Source organism: Ruegeria sp. CDSA241, assembly GCF_059611265.1.
Genome location: NZ_JBXWPF010000010.1, coordinates 81,054 through 94,787, shown reverse-complemented (window position 1 = coordinate 94,787; position 13,734 = coordinate 81,054). Strand labels below are relative to the sequence as shown.

Annotated in this window: 15 protein-coding genes; 6 read left to right on the top strand and 9 right to left on the bottom strand. The window is 57.3% G+C overall.

Annotated elements, in window-relative coordinates:
* The first annotated feature begins 5 nt into the window (after window positions 1-5).
* Both AC2FJV_RS11060 and AC2FJV_RS11055 read left to right on the top strand, forming a co-directional pair.
* A complete protein-coding gene (locus tag AC2FJV_RS11060; protein WP_281971889.1) occupies window positions 6-767 on the top strand; it encodes an FkbM family methyltransferase in 762 nt (253 codons plus the stop codon).
* Between the two features lie 100 nt (window positions 768-867).
* Entirely contained in the window at window positions 868-1,236 is a 369-nt protein-coding gene (locus AC2FJV_RS11055) for a hypothetical protein (RefSeq protein ID WP_496713731.1), read from the top strand.
* An 87-nt stretch (window positions 1,237-1,323) separates the two neighbouring features.
* Here AC2FJV_RS11055 and AC2FJV_RS11050 read toward each other — a convergent pair whose 3' ends face one another.
* The 4 genes from AC2FJV_RS11050 to AC2FJV_RS11035 all read right to left on the bottom strand — a co-directional run bounded on the left by AC2FJV_RS11050 (window position 1,324) and on the right by AC2FJV_RS11035 (window position 6,603).
* On the bottom strand, window positions 1,324-1,890 hold the full coding sequence (locus AC2FJV_RS11050) for a sarcosine oxidase subunit gamma (protein WP_281971888.1): 567 nt from the start codon (window positions 1,888-1,890) through the stop codon (window positions 1,324-1,326).
* Window positions 1,883-4,897, bottom strand: a complete 3,015-nt coding sequence (locus AC2FJV_RS11045; RefSeq protein ID WP_496713729.1) for a sarcosine oxidase subunit alpha family protein — start codon at window positions 4,895-4,897, stop codon at window positions 1,883-1,885. The genes AC2FJV_RS11050 and AC2FJV_RS11045 overlap by 8 nt, the downstream gene beginning before the upstream one ends.
* Before the next feature lie 43 nt (window positions 4,898-4,940).
* Window positions 4,941-5,270, bottom strand: a complete 330-nt coding sequence (locus tag AC2FJV_RS11040; protein WP_142633040.1) for a sarcosine oxidase subunit delta — start codon at window positions 5,268-5,270, stop codon at window positions 4,941-4,943.
* A gap of 88 nt (window positions 5,271-5,358) precedes the next feature.
* Window positions 5,359-6,603 carry a sarcosine oxidase subunit beta family protein gene (locus AC2FJV_RS11035; protein WP_271947765.1) on the bottom strand — a complete coding sequence of 415 codons (1,245 nt, stop codon included), beginning with the start codon at window positions 6,601-6,603 and terminating at the stop codon, window positions 5,359-5,361.
* Between the two features lie 195 nt (window positions 6,604-6,798).
* Here AC2FJV_RS11035 and ccmI point away from each other — a divergent pair, with 195 nt between their 5' ends.
* Genes ccmI through AC2FJV_RS11020 form a run of 3 tightly spaced genes read left to right on the top strand, consistent with a single transcriptional unit; the run spans window position 6,799 to window position 8,733 of the window.
* A complete protein-coding gene (gene ccmI, locus AC2FJV_RS11030) occupies window positions 6,799-8,022 on the top strand; it encodes a c-type cytochrome biogenesis protein CcmI (protein ID WP_496713727.1) in 1,224 nt (407 codons plus the stop codon).
* Window positions 8,019-8,483 (top strand): Holliday junction resolvase RuvX, encoded by a 465-nt coding sequence (ruvX, locus tag AC2FJV_RS11025; RefSeq protein ID WP_271947775.1) that lies wholly within the window; start codon window positions 8,019-8,021, stop codon window positions 8,481-8,483. The genes ccmI and ruvX overlap by 4 nt, the downstream gene beginning before the upstream one ends.
* A 16-nt stretch (window positions 8,484-8,499) precedes the next feature.
* Window positions 8,500-8,733: a DUF1289 domain-containing protein gene (locus AC2FJV_RS11020; RefSeq protein ID WP_142633031.1), complete on the top strand. Its 234-nt coding sequence runs from the start codon at window positions 8,500-8,502 to the stop codon at window positions 8,731-8,733.
* Window positions 8,734-8,990: 257 nt separating this feature from the next.
* On the opposite strand, the gene AC2FJV_RS11015 is transcribed toward AC2FJV_RS11020, so the two are convergent.
* The 5 genes from AC2FJV_RS11015 to AC2FJV_RS10995 all read right to left on the bottom strand — a co-directional run bounded on the left by AC2FJV_RS11015 (window position 8,991) and on the right by AC2FJV_RS10995 (window position 13,130).
* Complete coding sequence (locus tag AC2FJV_RS11015; protein WP_142633029.1) at window positions 8,991-9,719, bottom strand: SpoIIAA family protein; 729 nt, start codon at window positions 9,717-9,719, stop codon at window positions 8,991-8,993.
* A gap of 35 nt (window positions 9,720-9,754) precedes the next feature.
* Window positions 9,755-10,510: a hypothetical protein gene (locus tag AC2FJV_RS11010; RefSeq protein WP_496713725.1), complete on the bottom strand. Its 756-nt coding sequence runs from the start codon at window positions 10,508-10,510 to the stop codon at window positions 9,755-9,757.
* A gap of 23 nt (window positions 10,511-10,533) precedes the next feature.
* Window positions 10,534-11,358: a sulfite exporter TauE/SafE family protein gene (locus tag AC2FJV_RS11005; protein WP_281971883.1), complete on the bottom strand. Its 825-nt coding sequence runs from the start codon at window positions 11,356-11,358 to the stop codon at window positions 10,534-10,536.
* A gap of 38 nt (window positions 11,359-11,396) precedes the next feature.
* A complete protein-coding gene (gene dusA, locus AC2FJV_RS11000; protein ID WP_282027334.1) occupies window positions 11,397-12,392 on the bottom strand; it encodes a tRNA dihydrouridine(20/20a) synthase DusA in 996 nt (331 codons plus the stop codon).
* A 126-nt stretch (window positions 12,393-12,518) separates the two neighbouring features.
* A complete protein-coding gene (locus tag AC2FJV_RS10995) occupies window positions 12,519-13,130 on the bottom strand; it encodes a TetR/AcrR family transcriptional regulator (RefSeq protein WP_496713723.1) in 612 nt (203 codons plus the stop codon).
* Window positions 13,131-13,268: 138 nt separating this feature from the next.
* Here AC2FJV_RS10995 and AC2FJV_RS10990 point away from each other — a divergent pair, with 138 nt between their 5' ends.
* Window positions 13,269-13,733, top strand: a complete 465-nt coding sequence (locus tag AC2FJV_RS10990) for a (2Fe-2S)-binding protein (RefSeq protein WP_281994420.1) — start codon at window positions 13,269-13,271, stop codon at window positions 13,731-13,733.
* Window position 13,734: the final 1 nt, after the last annotated feature.

The window sequence follows — 13,734 nt, the reverse complement described above, 5'->3', positions numbered from 1 at the left end:
CCGCGATGCTAACTCAGGCGCGCAAGATGTTTTACCGCGCCCGCGGATACTATGCGGGCAGCCTGAATGGCGAGCCTTTCCGGCTGGATCCCTACCACTCGAAGTTCTGGCGCAAGGCCTCGGCCGGCGCGTGGGAGCCCGAGACTTTTGCCGTGCTGGATAGATATCTAACGCCGGACAGCGACTATCTGGACATCGGGGCATGGATCGGCCCAACGGTGCTGTACGGTGCCCGCAAAGCCCGCCACGTCTGGTGTTTCGAACCAGACCCCACCGCGTTTCGGCATCTGGCGTGGAATCTGGACCTGAACGACATTCGCAATGTTTCGGCATTTGGCGTCGCATTGTCGGATCAATTCGGCGTGGCCCGTATGGCATCCGTTCGCGGTGAACCCGGGGATTCCACCAGTTCACTGTTGCATGACGGGGTGCATGGGACAGATGCATTGACCATCGAGTGGGATCAGTTCGAGGCCGTAAATGACCTGTCCCGTGTCTCCTTGGTCAAGATGGATATCGAAGGGGCGGAATTTGCGGTTCTGCCGAGCCTTTTGCCCTTTCTGAAAAAGCATCGCCCGGCCCTGTATATTTCGCTCCACTCGCCCCTTCTGGCCGAGGAAGACCGGCTTATACGGACATCTCAACTCTTAGAAAGCCTTGCCTTCTACACTGAAATTCAAGACGAAAACGGGCACCCACTAAAGGTCGAAGAATTGCTGCAACCTCAAGAGTTGAAGCGGTATCGCGCCGTTGTGTTGCGTGAATAGAATGTGCAGAATTTTTTTCGTGCATTAGTTGCATATGCGCTTGAAACTCTCGCGTTGTTTGGTGTCTTCCCTTCTGGATAGACCGATTAAACGAGGAACCATGAAATATCTTTTCTTAGCATCCATTTTTACCGTTTTTGCACAGGCAGCGGCGGCGGAAACAATTACTTACGATTGTGCCGTTCGCGACCGCGACGGAACCGGGTGGGTCGCGCCCCGCTATATCTTTGTTATTGATAAGGACGGCGTTAGTGCGCAAACAGCCAGCGGGCACAACGAAATGCAGTCCGCTAAGCTGAAAATTGATAGAAAGAAGCGTTACAAGCTGGATTGGCGCGTTGAGTTGACAGAGTTTGGCGGCCAAAAAGTCCGGGTAAATTACACGGCCCGCATTGACCCTTCTGACAACACCGTGAAACTGAGAGGCAACTGGGTGAATGCCAACTTTGTCAACAAGCCTTCAGGGTAAGGCAAATGCAAAGTGATCGATGGTTAAGCTTCGGTTAGACCGCAAAAGCCCCGGAAAATCCGGGGCTTTTTTTCCTAGCTTCGGAACCTAATAAACCCCGACCTCACTGCCCGGCTGCGCTGCGACCTTCAACAGTTTGAACACGTAGTCTGCGGTTGACCGGAAGCAGACGACGCGGAGAGTTTCGGCGTCATCCAGCCAGAACGCACCGGCAACCTGCGCCAAGCGCGAGCGGCGGATTTGGCCGGGTTGGAAGGCGTCAGCCGACAGATCTACCGGGGCCAGTTTGCCCAGAACTTCGCGAGCGTTCGAGCCCGAGATGCTGAACACCGCGCGGGCATCCGAGACGTTGACCGCCAGGGCATGCACACCGCTTAGCGCGTTGGTCATCGCGGCCAGTTTGGCCTCGACCTCGGCATATGGGACAAGCACAAGCAATTCGTCGGTGGACATCCAGCAAACACCGCTGTCTCCGTCGACAAATGCCTCGCGCTGGCCGGGTACTTTCTGGCCGGTGGCGTCTTTGACGGCCTTCACCAGAACCTTGTCGGACAGGTCGCCGCGCAGGGTGATCATGCCCTGCAGGCCGCATTCTTCAACCTTGGCGATGCCCTCATAGCTGGCGTGGTTCAGTGCGCTGATGGGTTCAGACATTCTGCTTCTCCCCGTCCTTGTCGAAGAAGATCGGATCCACGATCTTTGCTTTGTAGGATTTGCCATCGGTGCCCGGGAACTCGACAATCTCGCCCATGCGGTCAGGACCATGCTTGATCAAGCCCATGGCGATGCCTTTGCCCAGATTGGCCGAATAATAGGTTGAGGTCACACGACCGATCATGTTGCGCTGACCGTTGGCGTTGACGCCCTCTCCCACTGCGTAAGCCCCATCCGGGATGACAGAACCATCCACAGTCTCAAGACCCACCAGTTTCCAACGCTCGGGATCGGCCATATGGCTGCGCAAATGGGCACGTTTGCCGAGGTAATCCTCTTTCTTTTTCGAAAGCGCCCAATGCAGCCCCAGATCCTGCGGGATCACGGTTCCATCGGTTTCGTCGCCGATCATTATAAAGCCCTTCTCGGCCCGCAGTATGTGCAGACATTCAGTGCCATAGGGCATCACGCCGAATTCCTTGCCTGCATCCATCAGCGCATTCCAGAAGGCCTGCCCTTGTGATGCAGGGACGGCGATCTCGTACGACAGCTCACCCGAGAACGAGATGCGATAAGCCCGGCAATCAAAGTCGCCGATCTTGCCATCGCGCCACTCCATGAAGGGCAGCGCCTCTTTCGACACATCCATGCCGCCGAGCTTTTCAAGCACCTTGCGGGCGTTGGGGCCAACAACGGCGACCTGCGCATATTGCTCGGTCACGTTGGCAACATAGACTTTCCAGTCCCACCATTCGGTTTGCAGCCATTCTTCCATGTGACCGTGGATACGTTCGGCCCCGCCGGTGGTGGTGTGGCACAACCATGTGTCTTCGTCGATCCTGGCAACAACACCGTCGTCGATCAGAAAGCCATTCTCGGAACACATCAGGCCATAGCGGCATTTGCCGACCTTCAGAGTAGACATCATGTTGGTGTACATCATGTCCAGGAACTTGCCTGCGTCCGGCCCTTTGACGATCAGCTTGCCCAAGGTCGAGGCATCCAGCAGGCCGAGGTTCTCGCGGGTATTTTTCACCTCACGATTCACGGCGTCATGCACGGATTCACCCGGACGAACATAGGCATAAGTCCGGCGCCAGTGGCCGACCGGCTCCCAATCGGCGCCGTTCTTGTCGTGCCAGTTGTGCATCGGGGTTTGACGGATTGGCTGGAACACCTCACCACGTGCCTCACCGCCGATAGATGCCATTGAAATTGGGGTGTAAGGCGGGCGGAACGTTGTTGTTCCAACCTTCGGGATTTCGGAGTCCAACGCATCAGCTAGGATCGCCAATCCGTTGATGTTACTCAGTTTACCCTGATCGGTTGCCATGCCCAGAGTGGTGTAACGCTTGGTATGTTCAACGCTCTCATACCCCTCACGCGCAGCAAGTTGCACGTCCGAAACTTTGACGTCGTTTTGGAAGTCCAGCCAGGACTTCATCCGCAGTTGAATATCCGCGTTCGCAGGCATCAACCAGACCGCAGCCATAGGTGCCTCTGACGTAGTTTCCCCGACAGGCGCTTTGGTGCGTTTGGTTTTGAATCCAGCCGCTTTGGCTGCGGCCTTACCGGCTGCATCGGCATCGGCCAGCACATCGCCCAGCGCCATCGGGCCATTCGATGCCCCGGCGGCTACGACGAACCCTTCGCCATCGGCCCCAAGCGGGGGTCGCGCAGGATCCGGCCGGAAATGCGCATTGGCATCGTCCCAGATCAGCTTGCCGCCGCAGTGCGACCACATATGCACGACCGGAGACCAACCGCCCGACATCGCAACCGCATCGCATTCCACCTCTTCACGGGCGCCACCGATGCCGTCCTGATTGCAGATGGCAACTTTCTTGACGCGTTTGCCGCCTTTGACTTTGGCAATGGCCTTGCCCACATCGACGCGGATACCCAGTTGGCGCGCCTCTTCAGCCAGAGGGCCGGAGGTAGCCCTTGCGTCAACCACACGCAAGATATCGACACCGGCCTGTTTCAAGGTGATCGCAGTCCGGTAGGCGTCGTCATTATTGGTGGCCACAATCACCTTTTCACCGGGTGTCACACCCCAGTTCACGACATAATCCCGCATGGCCGAGGCCAGCATGACACCCGGCACATCATTACCCGCAAAAGACAACGGACGCTCAATCGCACCGGTAGCAGTCACGACCTGTTTCGCCCGAATACGCCAGAGACGATGGCGCGGGCCCTGTGCACCAGGCTTGTGGTCTGTCAGGCGTTCATAGCCCAGCACATAGCCATGGTCATAGACCCCTGCACCCATGCAGCGGTTGCGCAAGATGACGTTGCCCATTGTTTCAAGTTCGGAAACAATTTGTTCCACAAACTTATCCACAGGCTCATCATTGATTGTGCTGCCATCAACTGGGGCACGGCCACCCCAATGCGCGGTCTGCTCAATCAACATGACCTTTGCACCGGACTGAGCGGCCACTTTGGCAGCCTGCAAACCGGCCACGCCGCCACCGATCACCAACACATCGACGAAGTTGTAGAAATGCTCATAGGTATCCGCATCACGGCTGTCCTTGTCGGGGGCTTTGCCTAGACCGGCAGATTGGCGGATGAACGGCTCGTAGACATGTTTCCAGAACGGCTTGGGATGAATGAACATCTTGTAATAGAAGCCAGCCGGCAAGAACCGCGACAGGTGCGTATTGATCGCACCGATATCAAATTCCAGGTTCGGCCAGTGGTTCTGAGAGATCGAGGTCAGACCGTTGAACAGCTCGGTCGTGGTGGCGCGCTGGTTCGGCTCGAACCGATTGCCCTGCCCCAGACCGACCAGAGCGTTGGGTTCTTCCGCACCACTGGCGACAACACCACGTGGGCGGTGATACTTGAACGACCGGCCCATCATCATCTGATCATTAGCCAGCAAGGCCGAGGCAAGCGTGTCGCCTTCGTAGCCCTGCATCGAAGTGCCGTTGAAGGAGAATGTGACCTGTTTCGACCGGTCAATCAGCCGGCCTTGATTTGCGAGACGGGTGCTCATGATGCGGACCTTTCGCAGGCGGAATTACGGGTGGTGGCGCGGATCATTTGTATTCTCTCCACGTCCAGCCAGGGCGCTTGGCGGTAATCGCCTCGCGAATTTCTTTGGGCGGCTCAAACACCTGGGCAGAGTAGGTGCCGAAAACTTCGAGCGTTTGCGTGCAGCGCGCCGCGTGGAACCACTTGCCGCATCCATTCGCATGGCGCCAGCGTTCGAAATGAACGCCTTTAGGGTTTTCACGCATGAACAGGTAATCGTGGAAATCACCATCTGATGAGCCCGGACCGAAACGCTTCAGATGCGCCTCGCCACCGGCGGCCAGTTCGGTTTCTTCGGCATCGACACCGCAATAGGGGCAATTCAGGATCAGCATATGTTCATCCTCTCGGCAGCAGGCGAGACCATGCTGCATGCGAAATCTAAGTAACGGGTGCGCGAGATTTTTCGCCGAAAAATCTCCATCAGTGCGCCACCCCGGCCGCGACGCTTTCGTCGATGAAGCGGCCTTCTTTGAAACGATCCAACGAGAACGCCTCGGTCAGCGGTGAATGACCCGTGGCCATCAGCTGTGCCATGCCCCAGCCGGACCCCGGAATGGCCTTGAAGCCACCGGTGCCCCAGCCACCGTTGATGAAACAGTTCCCCAGGGGTGTTTTTGACAGGATGGGCGAGCGGTCGCCGGTCATATCCACGATCCCGCCCCATTGCCGCAGCATTTTCAGACGTGAGATCATCGGGAAGGTCTCGACCAACGCGCGCACAGTTTCTTCGATATGGTGGAAGCTGCCGCGTTGGGTGTAGTTGTTGAACCCGTCGGTGCCGCCACCGATCACCATCTCTCCCTTGTCGGATTGCGACATGTAGCCATGCACCGTGTTGGCCATCACGACCACGTCCATGCAGGGTTTGATCGGCTCAGACACCAGCGCCTGAAGAGCAATCGCCTCAAGCGGCAGACGGAAGCCCGCCATTTCGGCCAGTTGACCGGAATGGCCCGCAACCACGATGCCCAGCTTGTCACAGTCGATCGCACCTTTGGTGGTGTCAACACCGACAACACGACCATCCTGTGACCGAACCCCGGTCACTTCGCATTGCTGGATGATATCCATGCCCATAGCGGAACAAGCGCGCGCATAGCCCCAAGCCACCGCATCGTGACGGGCGGTGCCACCGCGTTCCTGCCACAGCGCACCCAGAACCGGATAGCGCGGGCCTTCGAGATTGATGATTGGCACCAGTTCCTTGACCCGTTCAGGTGTGATCCATTCAGTCTTTACACCCTGCAGCGCATTCGCATGAGCCGTGCGCTGATAGCCGCGGATTTCATGCTGGGTCTGCGCCAGCATCATCACGCCGCGCGGGCTGAACATGACGTTATAATTCAGGTCCTGGCTCAGATCCTCATAAAGGCTGCGCGCCTTTTCGTAGATCGCGGCAGACGGATCCTGCAGATAGTTCGAGCGGATGATGGTTGTGTTCCGACCGGTATTACCACCGCCCAACCAGCCTTTTTCGATCACAGCGACATTCTGGATGCCATAGTTCTTACCCAGGTAATAGGCGGTTGCCAGACCATGGCCACCCGCCCCCACAATGATGGCGTCATAGCGTTTCTTGGGCTCGGGCGAACGCCAGGCGCGTTCCCATCCGGTATGATAGCGCAGCGCTTCGCGCGCCACAGCAAAGGCTGAATAGTGTTTCATAAGCGAATCCATCCGGTTCGGTGATTGGCGCAGGTATGCCGCGTAACCGCCTTTGGCCCCTGCCGTGCAACGCCATAATATCGCACTATTGCGACATCGCCCTTATTATTGCGACATGAAGCCCCCTCGCGGCCATTTGTCCCTTTTTTCCGCCCCGCCACAGGTCTAAGTCAGGACAGCCATCTTGGAGTTATCATGACCTTCTGGGCCCTCATCATAGCCACCGCCGTCCTGATAGCGGTTTTTCTTGGGATTTCGATACTGCGTAGGCGAGATACGCGCGAACCATCCACTGCGTATGACTTGCAGGTCTATCGTGAACAGTTGGCCAGCGTAGATCGAGACCTGGCCCGTGGTGTCATCGCTGACGCAGATGCCGAGCGAGTTCGCACGGAAATTTCACGCCGCATTCTTGCGGCTGATGCGCAGATGCAATCTTTGTCTGAACCGCAAGGGCCTTCCAAATGGATCTCGGTTACGGCATCCATATTTGTCGCGGCCATCCTGGTAGGCGGAGGATCCTGGATTTATCTGAAGCTTGGTGCAGCCGGGCTCCCCGATCAGCCCCTGTCATTGCGGCTAGAAATGGCCGATGCTCTGCGCACAGAGCGCCCCAGTCAGGCCGAGGCAGAAGCCGCCACGCCACCCGCACCACTGCCACAGCTTGACGAAAGCTATGCCTCTCTTCTCGGGCAACTTCGCGAAACCGTTTCCGGTCGTCCTGATGACCTACAAGGACATATCCTTCTTGCCCAGCACGAGGCGAACGCAGGTAACTTCCATGCCGCCTACAAAGCGCAGCAACGTGTGATCGAACTGTCTGGGAACACGGCACCTGCAGATGCCTATTCGCATCTTGCCGAGATGATGATCCTTGCTACCAACGGATATATCTCGCCCGAAGCTGAAGACGCATTGAAACAGTCATTGCAGCGTGATCCACGCCACGGTCCGGCCTTGTATTACCTGGGACAGATGATGGTACAGGTCGGACGACCTGATATCGGTTACAGGGTCTGGGTGGATGCACTTGGAAGCGCGCCGACAAATGCCCCCTGGGCAACGGCCATTCGCGCACAGATGGACGATCTGGCCTTTCGTGCGGGTGTGTTCAATGCCGCCCCTATACCAGCAGGGAACCCAGGCCCCGGTGAGGATGACATCGAGGCCGCTGCATCTCTGACCGCACAAGAGCGCCAAGAGATGATCCTTGGCATGGTCGAGCAACTGTCAGATAGGCTTGCAACCGAAGGCGGCTCCCCCGAAGAATGGGCCCGGCTGATCGGTGCCCTTGGGGTGGTTGGCGACATCGACCGGGCCACCGCGATCTACGCCGAAGCCCAATCCGTATTCTCGGACAATGACAACGCACTGGATATCCTTGGTGCGGCAGCAGCTCAGGCTGGGGTGACCCGATGATCCATGACATTTTTGAGGAATTTGCAGGCTCGCTTGCGCCTATGAGCGCGTTGATCGGTCTTGATCTGGGAGAAAAGACTATCGGGGTTGCAGTCTCGGACCGGATGCGCGGTGTTGCTAGCCCGCTGGAGACCGTAAGGCGCAAGAAATTCACTCTGGATTCTGCCCGTCTGCTGGAAATCATAGCCGACCGTGAGATCGGGGGCATCCTACTGGGTCTGCCGAAAAACATGGATGGTAGCGAAGGGCCACGCTGCCAGTCCACCCGTGCCTTTGCCCGAAACCTGTCCCGTTTGACCGAAGTTCCGATCGGGTTCTGGGACGAACGGCTCAGCACGGTTGCGGCAGAAAAGGCACTGCTTGAGGCGGATACGACACGAAAGCGTCGCGGACAGGTTATCGACCACGTCGCGGCAGGCTATATTCTGCAAGGCGCGCTGGACAGAATGCGCTTTCTTTAAGGATCGGAAAACGCTGATGTCGAACATGGTTTGGAAAAGGAACGAGGTCGAAAGCCCGTGCATCCAGATCTGCGTTGTGCACCCGACCGAGCGTATTTGTACCGGTTGCTACCGCACGATCGACGAAATCTCTCGCTGGTCGAAAATGGACAGCTCTGAGCGCGCCGATATCATGGCAGACCTACCGTCTCGCAAACCGCTGCTTGCCAAACGGCGCGGCGGCCGGGCGGGGCGGCTCAACAAGGCCTGAGATTTCCACAAAAGGATGTGATTGCTGAATCTGCACCGCTGCGGGCTGGTCTGAACTACGAGGGGGTCAAGTTCGTTGACAACTGGTGAGTGAGTGGCAACCCACAGCGGCGCGTTTCAACAATCGATCCTCTGCAGTGGTTCGGCAGAGGAGTTCGATCTGTGTACGTCTTTTTTGACCAATCGATCAAGAAAAATCCTCGCTGATATTTCTGTGCCCTGACGTAAATGTCACAGCAGGCTCAAGCCGCTGCGTTTCTACCCAGACGCAAGCCATGTTTTGGCGTTCTGAATTTCCTCGGCGGGAAAGAACTGAGTGCGTGTGCCAAGGATGTGGCTGGCCACCCGTTGGGCCAGATGTTGCCAGGCTTTGTCGCCAACAACCGCTGCCCGATCCAGATTACCAATATGCCCCCGGGCCAGCCGAAAATGCGAGGCAAGCGCCGTAAGGCCTTGCCATCCGTCAAACTTGGACAGATCAATCAGCAGGCGAAACCCCTGTTTCTCCTGCAAAATGTAGTCCAGATCGGTTTCGGCCTTTTTGAATTCGTCAGGGTCGAGTTTTCCCATCAGGCTGACCTGCACGCAGGGGCCGCCCAGATCCATAACGTGAATAGAGCCCAGAGATTCGCGCAACCATCGGCGCGCTTCTTCAATATTCGCGTGATCGAATACCTGCACAGGGCAAGGGAAAAGCGGAGCCGCAAGCCGGATACTGGTCTGAACCCAACCCTGATCCGCCACCACTCCAATTCGGTCAAAGCCGCGCCAGTGGCTGAGGCCCAATTTTGTATCCGACCAAACCGCATTCAGATCGTACCCTTTGAACTCTGGCTGCACGATCGCCAACAACCGCACTGTATCGTGTTCGGCCAGTGCGGCCTCAATCGCCGGGATCAATGTTGTGGAATAGTCCGTACCTGTCACTTCGCCGGAAAGCTCGATTTCAATCAATGCTCCGTCAGAGTTTTTGTGGACAGCAATCATCAAAAAATCCTCCAAATCTGTATAATGACAGAACGTTAGGAGGATTTGATCCATTCGGCCACACCGCCAGCGCATTCAGGCCGAAAATAGGCGATCATCCGGCCATCCGACCCAGCCTCAGCCCCGCTGCCCCATGGCGCTACCCCGTGCAGGCAGTGGCGGTGCAGCAGATAGGCCTCGCCCGGACGTGCGGGCAGTACGATGCGACGGCAAGTATCAAAGACCTCACGACGGGCAGCCTGATAAACATCTGTTATGTCCACCTGATCCAGAGTGTCCGGGCGCTTGTCTTCAAGTGCATCCGCAAATGCAGCCTGCATGATCTTGTGGCTACTTTCCCAAAGAACCATCGGGGACGCATTCGCGCTGGCATCGGTCAATGGAATGCCCAGAATCCACGCATGCGGTTCCTCGACCCTGCGGCGCCTGTCCGGGCCGGACGGGCGTAAACCATCCACATGGGCCGCATCCCGCTTTGCTCGATACTGGGCAGCAGCCTCGCCCTCTCCGCGTCGGGGCAACGGGTAGCCGGGGTAAATGACCGAGACCTGGGCTTTGTGCAACGGCAACGACCCATAACGCGACACTATGAAATCCATGACGGCCCCGGTCAGAACCGGGGACCCCTGGACCCTGCCCTCGGTGTCGTTGTTCAGCGCGTCGACCCCAATGAACCAGGTCCCTTCACAGTCCATCCAATGCGCGAATTCCGGATCCGTCGCAGCAGCGCGTGCTGCAGGCAGCGCATAAGATACCCAGTCCAGAATAGCCCGGTCGTGGGGAAATTTCACCCAACCCTTTTCCTCGAAAGAACTCAAAAACCCAACGCCTTGCGCAACATATTCAGGGCGACCAGAGTCAGGAAGACCGCGAATATCCGCTTGAGCGGCTTTGGATCCATCGCATGGGCCAACTTTACGCCCCAGGGCGCAGTGATCATGGTCATGGCGACCACAATCCCAAAGGCAATCAGATTGACGGCGCCGATGGTAAAGGGCGGGCGGTGTTCAGGGGCAATTTCGAGAAACAGGAACCCCATGACCGAGGGCACAGCGATGATCACGCCAAACCCGGCCGCCGTGGCGACAGCCCGGTGAATTGGCGTGTTGAACAAGCTCATTAACGGCACGCCAAAGCTGCCGCCGCCGATACCCATCAGAACGGATAGGAAGCCGACCGAGGGCGACAGGAGAGCGCGTTTCAGGCCCTTGGGCATGGCGTCTCCAAGCCGCCATTCGGATTTACCCAGACCAAGATAGGCACCAATCACCATACCCAATACACCGAACAGGGCTTGCAATGCCTCGGTCCGAAGAGCGGATGCCACCATCACGCCCAACACCGCACCGATGGCGATGCCCGGACCCCAACTGCGCAGGATATCCCAATCAACGGCACCCTTTTTGTTATGTGCCAGAACCGACCGCAGTGAGGTTACGATAATCGTTGCCAGTGAGGTGGCGAGGCACAGCTGCATCAACTGCGGGCCGCCATACCCAAGGGTCTGAAACGCATAGAAAAAAGCAGGGACCAACACGATGCCTCCACCGACACCCAACAGACCCGCCAAAACGCCTGCCAGCGCTCCGATCACCAGCAGAAGAACCAGCATCTGAGCAAGCAACATTACTTCGGGCATCATTCCCCCCAACCGACCTTTTGCCGTATTGCCACCATTCAGGCCTCGGTCAGAGGCGCGACATGATCCAGTGCCTGCAACATAACCTCGGGGCCCGCCCCGTCATGCACCGCACCTTCAGACAGGGTCCGTCGCCAAGCCCGCGCACCCGGCCGTCCTGCGAACAGGCCAAGCATATGTCGCGTAATCTGGTGCAAGCGCCCTCCGCCAGCAAGATGGCATTCGATATAAGGCACCATTTTCCGGACAACAGCAAACGGGTCGGCGGCCTGACCGACCCCAAAAATCACAGGATCCGCTGTGGACAGAACATCTGACGGCTGATGATACGCAGCCCGCCCGATCATCACACCATCCAGCCCTGCATCCAGATGCCCGCGCGCCTGTTCCAGATCAGCAATGCCACCATTTATAGAGATGTGCATATCCGGGAATTCCGCCTTCATCCGATGCACGAGATCATAATCCAAAGGCGGTATATCCCGGTTTTCCTTGGGGCTGAGCCCTTGCAGCCAGGCTTTGCGCGCGTGAATTGTGACCCGAGAGCATCCCGCTTGCCTGATCTGGCTCAGAAACTCAGGCAAAATGTCTTCGGGCTGTTGGTCGTCGACTCCAATGCGGCATTTGACCGTGACATCTACGTCCACGGCTTCGCGCATTGCGGCAACACAATCCGCAACGCGGTCAGGGGATTTCATCAGCACCGCACCAAAAGTGCCAGATTGCACTCGATCAGACGGGCAGCCACAATTCAGATTGATCTCATCATAACCAGCATCCGCCCCCAACCGGGCCGCTTGTGCCAATTCCTGAGGGTTCGACCCGCCCAGTTGCAGGGCCACGGGATGCTCCTGCGGGTTGTAGTCCAGCAAATGCAGCGCACCACCCCGAACTAACGCAGGCGCTGTTACCATTTCAGTGTACAGCAGCGCCTCGGTGCTCAGCAACCGATGCAGATAGCGACAATGCCTGTCCGTCCAATCCATCATAGGGGCGACGCTCAGGCGTGCGGCTTGTCTTACCTTGTCATTCAATGCTGAGTCCTCGTCGCACCCGGTATCCAATCAGACGGATCGAAACCGCAAATTCCTGCCCATCGAATCGGGCAGCCCGGGGTTTAGCATATTCGAAAGGGGCCGTCCTTGTGTCTGCCAACCGCGTTACCGATTGTCGACACCGTACCGGCAAATCATCATTTCGACGCTGCGCTGAATGGTATCAGACATTTCGTCCTGACTAAGTACGGTCCCGCAAAAAACCATGGGCCAGAATGCCCTGCTCTTGATCAATCCGATGAACTCACGACCCGCGATGTCGGGGTTATCGATGCGTAGCTGACCATCCTCTGCCGCATCTTTAAGCATGGCCGAGAAGATGGCAGTTTTGTCCAATTTGTCCTGCGCGGCGACCGCAAGGTCGGGATTGCGCAAGGTTTCGCTGATCACCATACGCGACATCGCCATCACCTCGGGTGACATGAGAATGCGCCCCTCGGCCCAAGCCAAATCTGTCAGTTGCGCGCGGATATCTCTGCCCTTTTCATATCTGATATCCTGAACCTTAGAGAAGCGGTTCGACAGCTCAACCACGATCGAGCGGAACAGGTTTTCCTTACTTTCGAAATACTTGTACAATGTACGTTTGGACACCTCGGCCCGGGCCGAGATCCGATCCATACTGGCCGCCGAAAATCCCTTTTCCTGGAATTCGGCCACGGCAGCCTCGATGATCTGGGCATGCTTTGATGCTTTCGGTGCGCTGAGATCATTCATGCTTCAAAGCTATAGACCCTTTGACATGAGCCGGTCAAACGTCAGGTAAACTCTCGGGTTTACACTCCTCCCTCGCCTAAATAGAGTAAACCCATGAGTTTACTAATTCAGGTAGCCAGCCCAACAGGAGACCCCCCAATGGCTTTAACATTGAAACTGAACGGCCAGACCCACACGGTCGAGGCCGAGCCCGGCACACCCCTGCTGTGGGTGATCCGGGACGAACTGAAGATGACAGGAACTAAATTCGGCTGCGGTGTCGCATCCTGCGGGGCCTGCACAGTGCATCTGGACGGAGAGCCGGTGCGCTCGTGCCAGACGTATATCGAGGATGTTGAAGATGCCGAAATCACCACGATTGAAGCCGTGGGCGACAATGATATCGGCGCTGCTGTTCAGCAGGCCTGGGTCGAACTGGACGTGGTTCAATGCGGCTATTGCCAGTCGGGTCAGGTGATGTCGGCGGTCGGGTTGCTGTCCGAGAATCCAAAGCCCAGCGTTGAAGAAATCGATGACTACATGTCTGGCAACGCTTGTCGCTGTGCCACCTATCAACGCATCCGCGCCGGTATCCAACGCGCATCCGAAATTCTGGAGGCCTGAT

What these genes read in the sequence shown, in the direction of transcription:
- AC2FJV_RS11050 (WP_281971888.1), bottom strand. Translation starts at nt 1,890, where the DNA reads ATGTCTGAACCCATCAGCGCACTGAACCACGCCAGCTATGAGGGCATC.
- AC2FJV_RS11015 (WP_142633029.1), bottom strand. Translation starts at nt 9,719, where the DNA reads ATGATTGCTGTCCACAAAAACTCTGACGGAGCATTGATTGAAATCGAG.
- AC2FJV_RS10995 (WP_496713723.1), bottom strand. Translation starts at nt 13,130, where the DNA reads ATGAATGATCTCAGCGCACCGAAAGCATCAAAGCATGCCCAGATCATC.
- AC2FJV_RS11060 (WP_281971889.1), top strand. Translation starts at nt 6, where the DNA reads ATGCTAACTCAGGCGCGCAAGATGTTTTACCGCGCCCGCGGATACTAT.
- ruvX (WP_271947775.1), top strand. Translation starts at nt 8,019, where the DNA reads ATGATCCATGACATTTTTGAGGAATTTGCAGGCTCGCTTGCGCCTATG.
- AC2FJV_RS10990 (WP_281994420.1), top strand. Translation starts at nt 13,269, where the DNA reads ATGGCTTTAACATTGAAACTGAACGGCCAGACCCACACGGTCGAGGCC.
- AC2FJV_RS11005 (WP_281971883.1), bottom strand. Translation starts at nt 11,358, where the DNA reads ATGCCCGAAGTAATGTTGCTTGCTCAGATGCTGGTTCTTCTGCTGGTG.
- AC2FJV_RS11055 (WP_496713731.1), top strand. Translation starts at nt 868, where the DNA reads ATGAAATATCTTTTCTTAGCATCCATTTTTACCGTTTTTGCACAGGCA.
- AC2FJV_RS11040 (WP_142633040.1), bottom strand. Translation starts at nt 5,270, where the DNA reads ATGCTGATCCTGAATTGCCCCTATTGCGGTGTCGATGCCGAAGAAACC.
- AC2FJV_RS11035 (WP_271947765.1), bottom strand. Translation starts at nt 6,603, where the DNA reads ATGAAACACTATTCAGCCTTTGCTGTGGCGCGCGAAGCGCTGCGCTAT.
- AC2FJV_RS11045 (WP_496713729.1), bottom strand. Translation starts at nt 4,897, where the DNA reads ATGAGCACCCGTCTCGCAAATCAAGGCCGGCTGATTGACCGGTCGAAA.
- ccmI (WP_496713727.1), top strand. Translation starts at nt 6,799, where the DNA reads ATGACCTTCTGGGCCCTCATCATAGCCACCGCCGTCCTGATAGCGGTT.
- AC2FJV_RS11020 (WP_142633031.1), top strand. Translation starts at nt 8,500, where the DNA reads ATGTCGAACATGGTTTGGAAAAGGAACGAGGTCGAAAGCCCGTGCATC.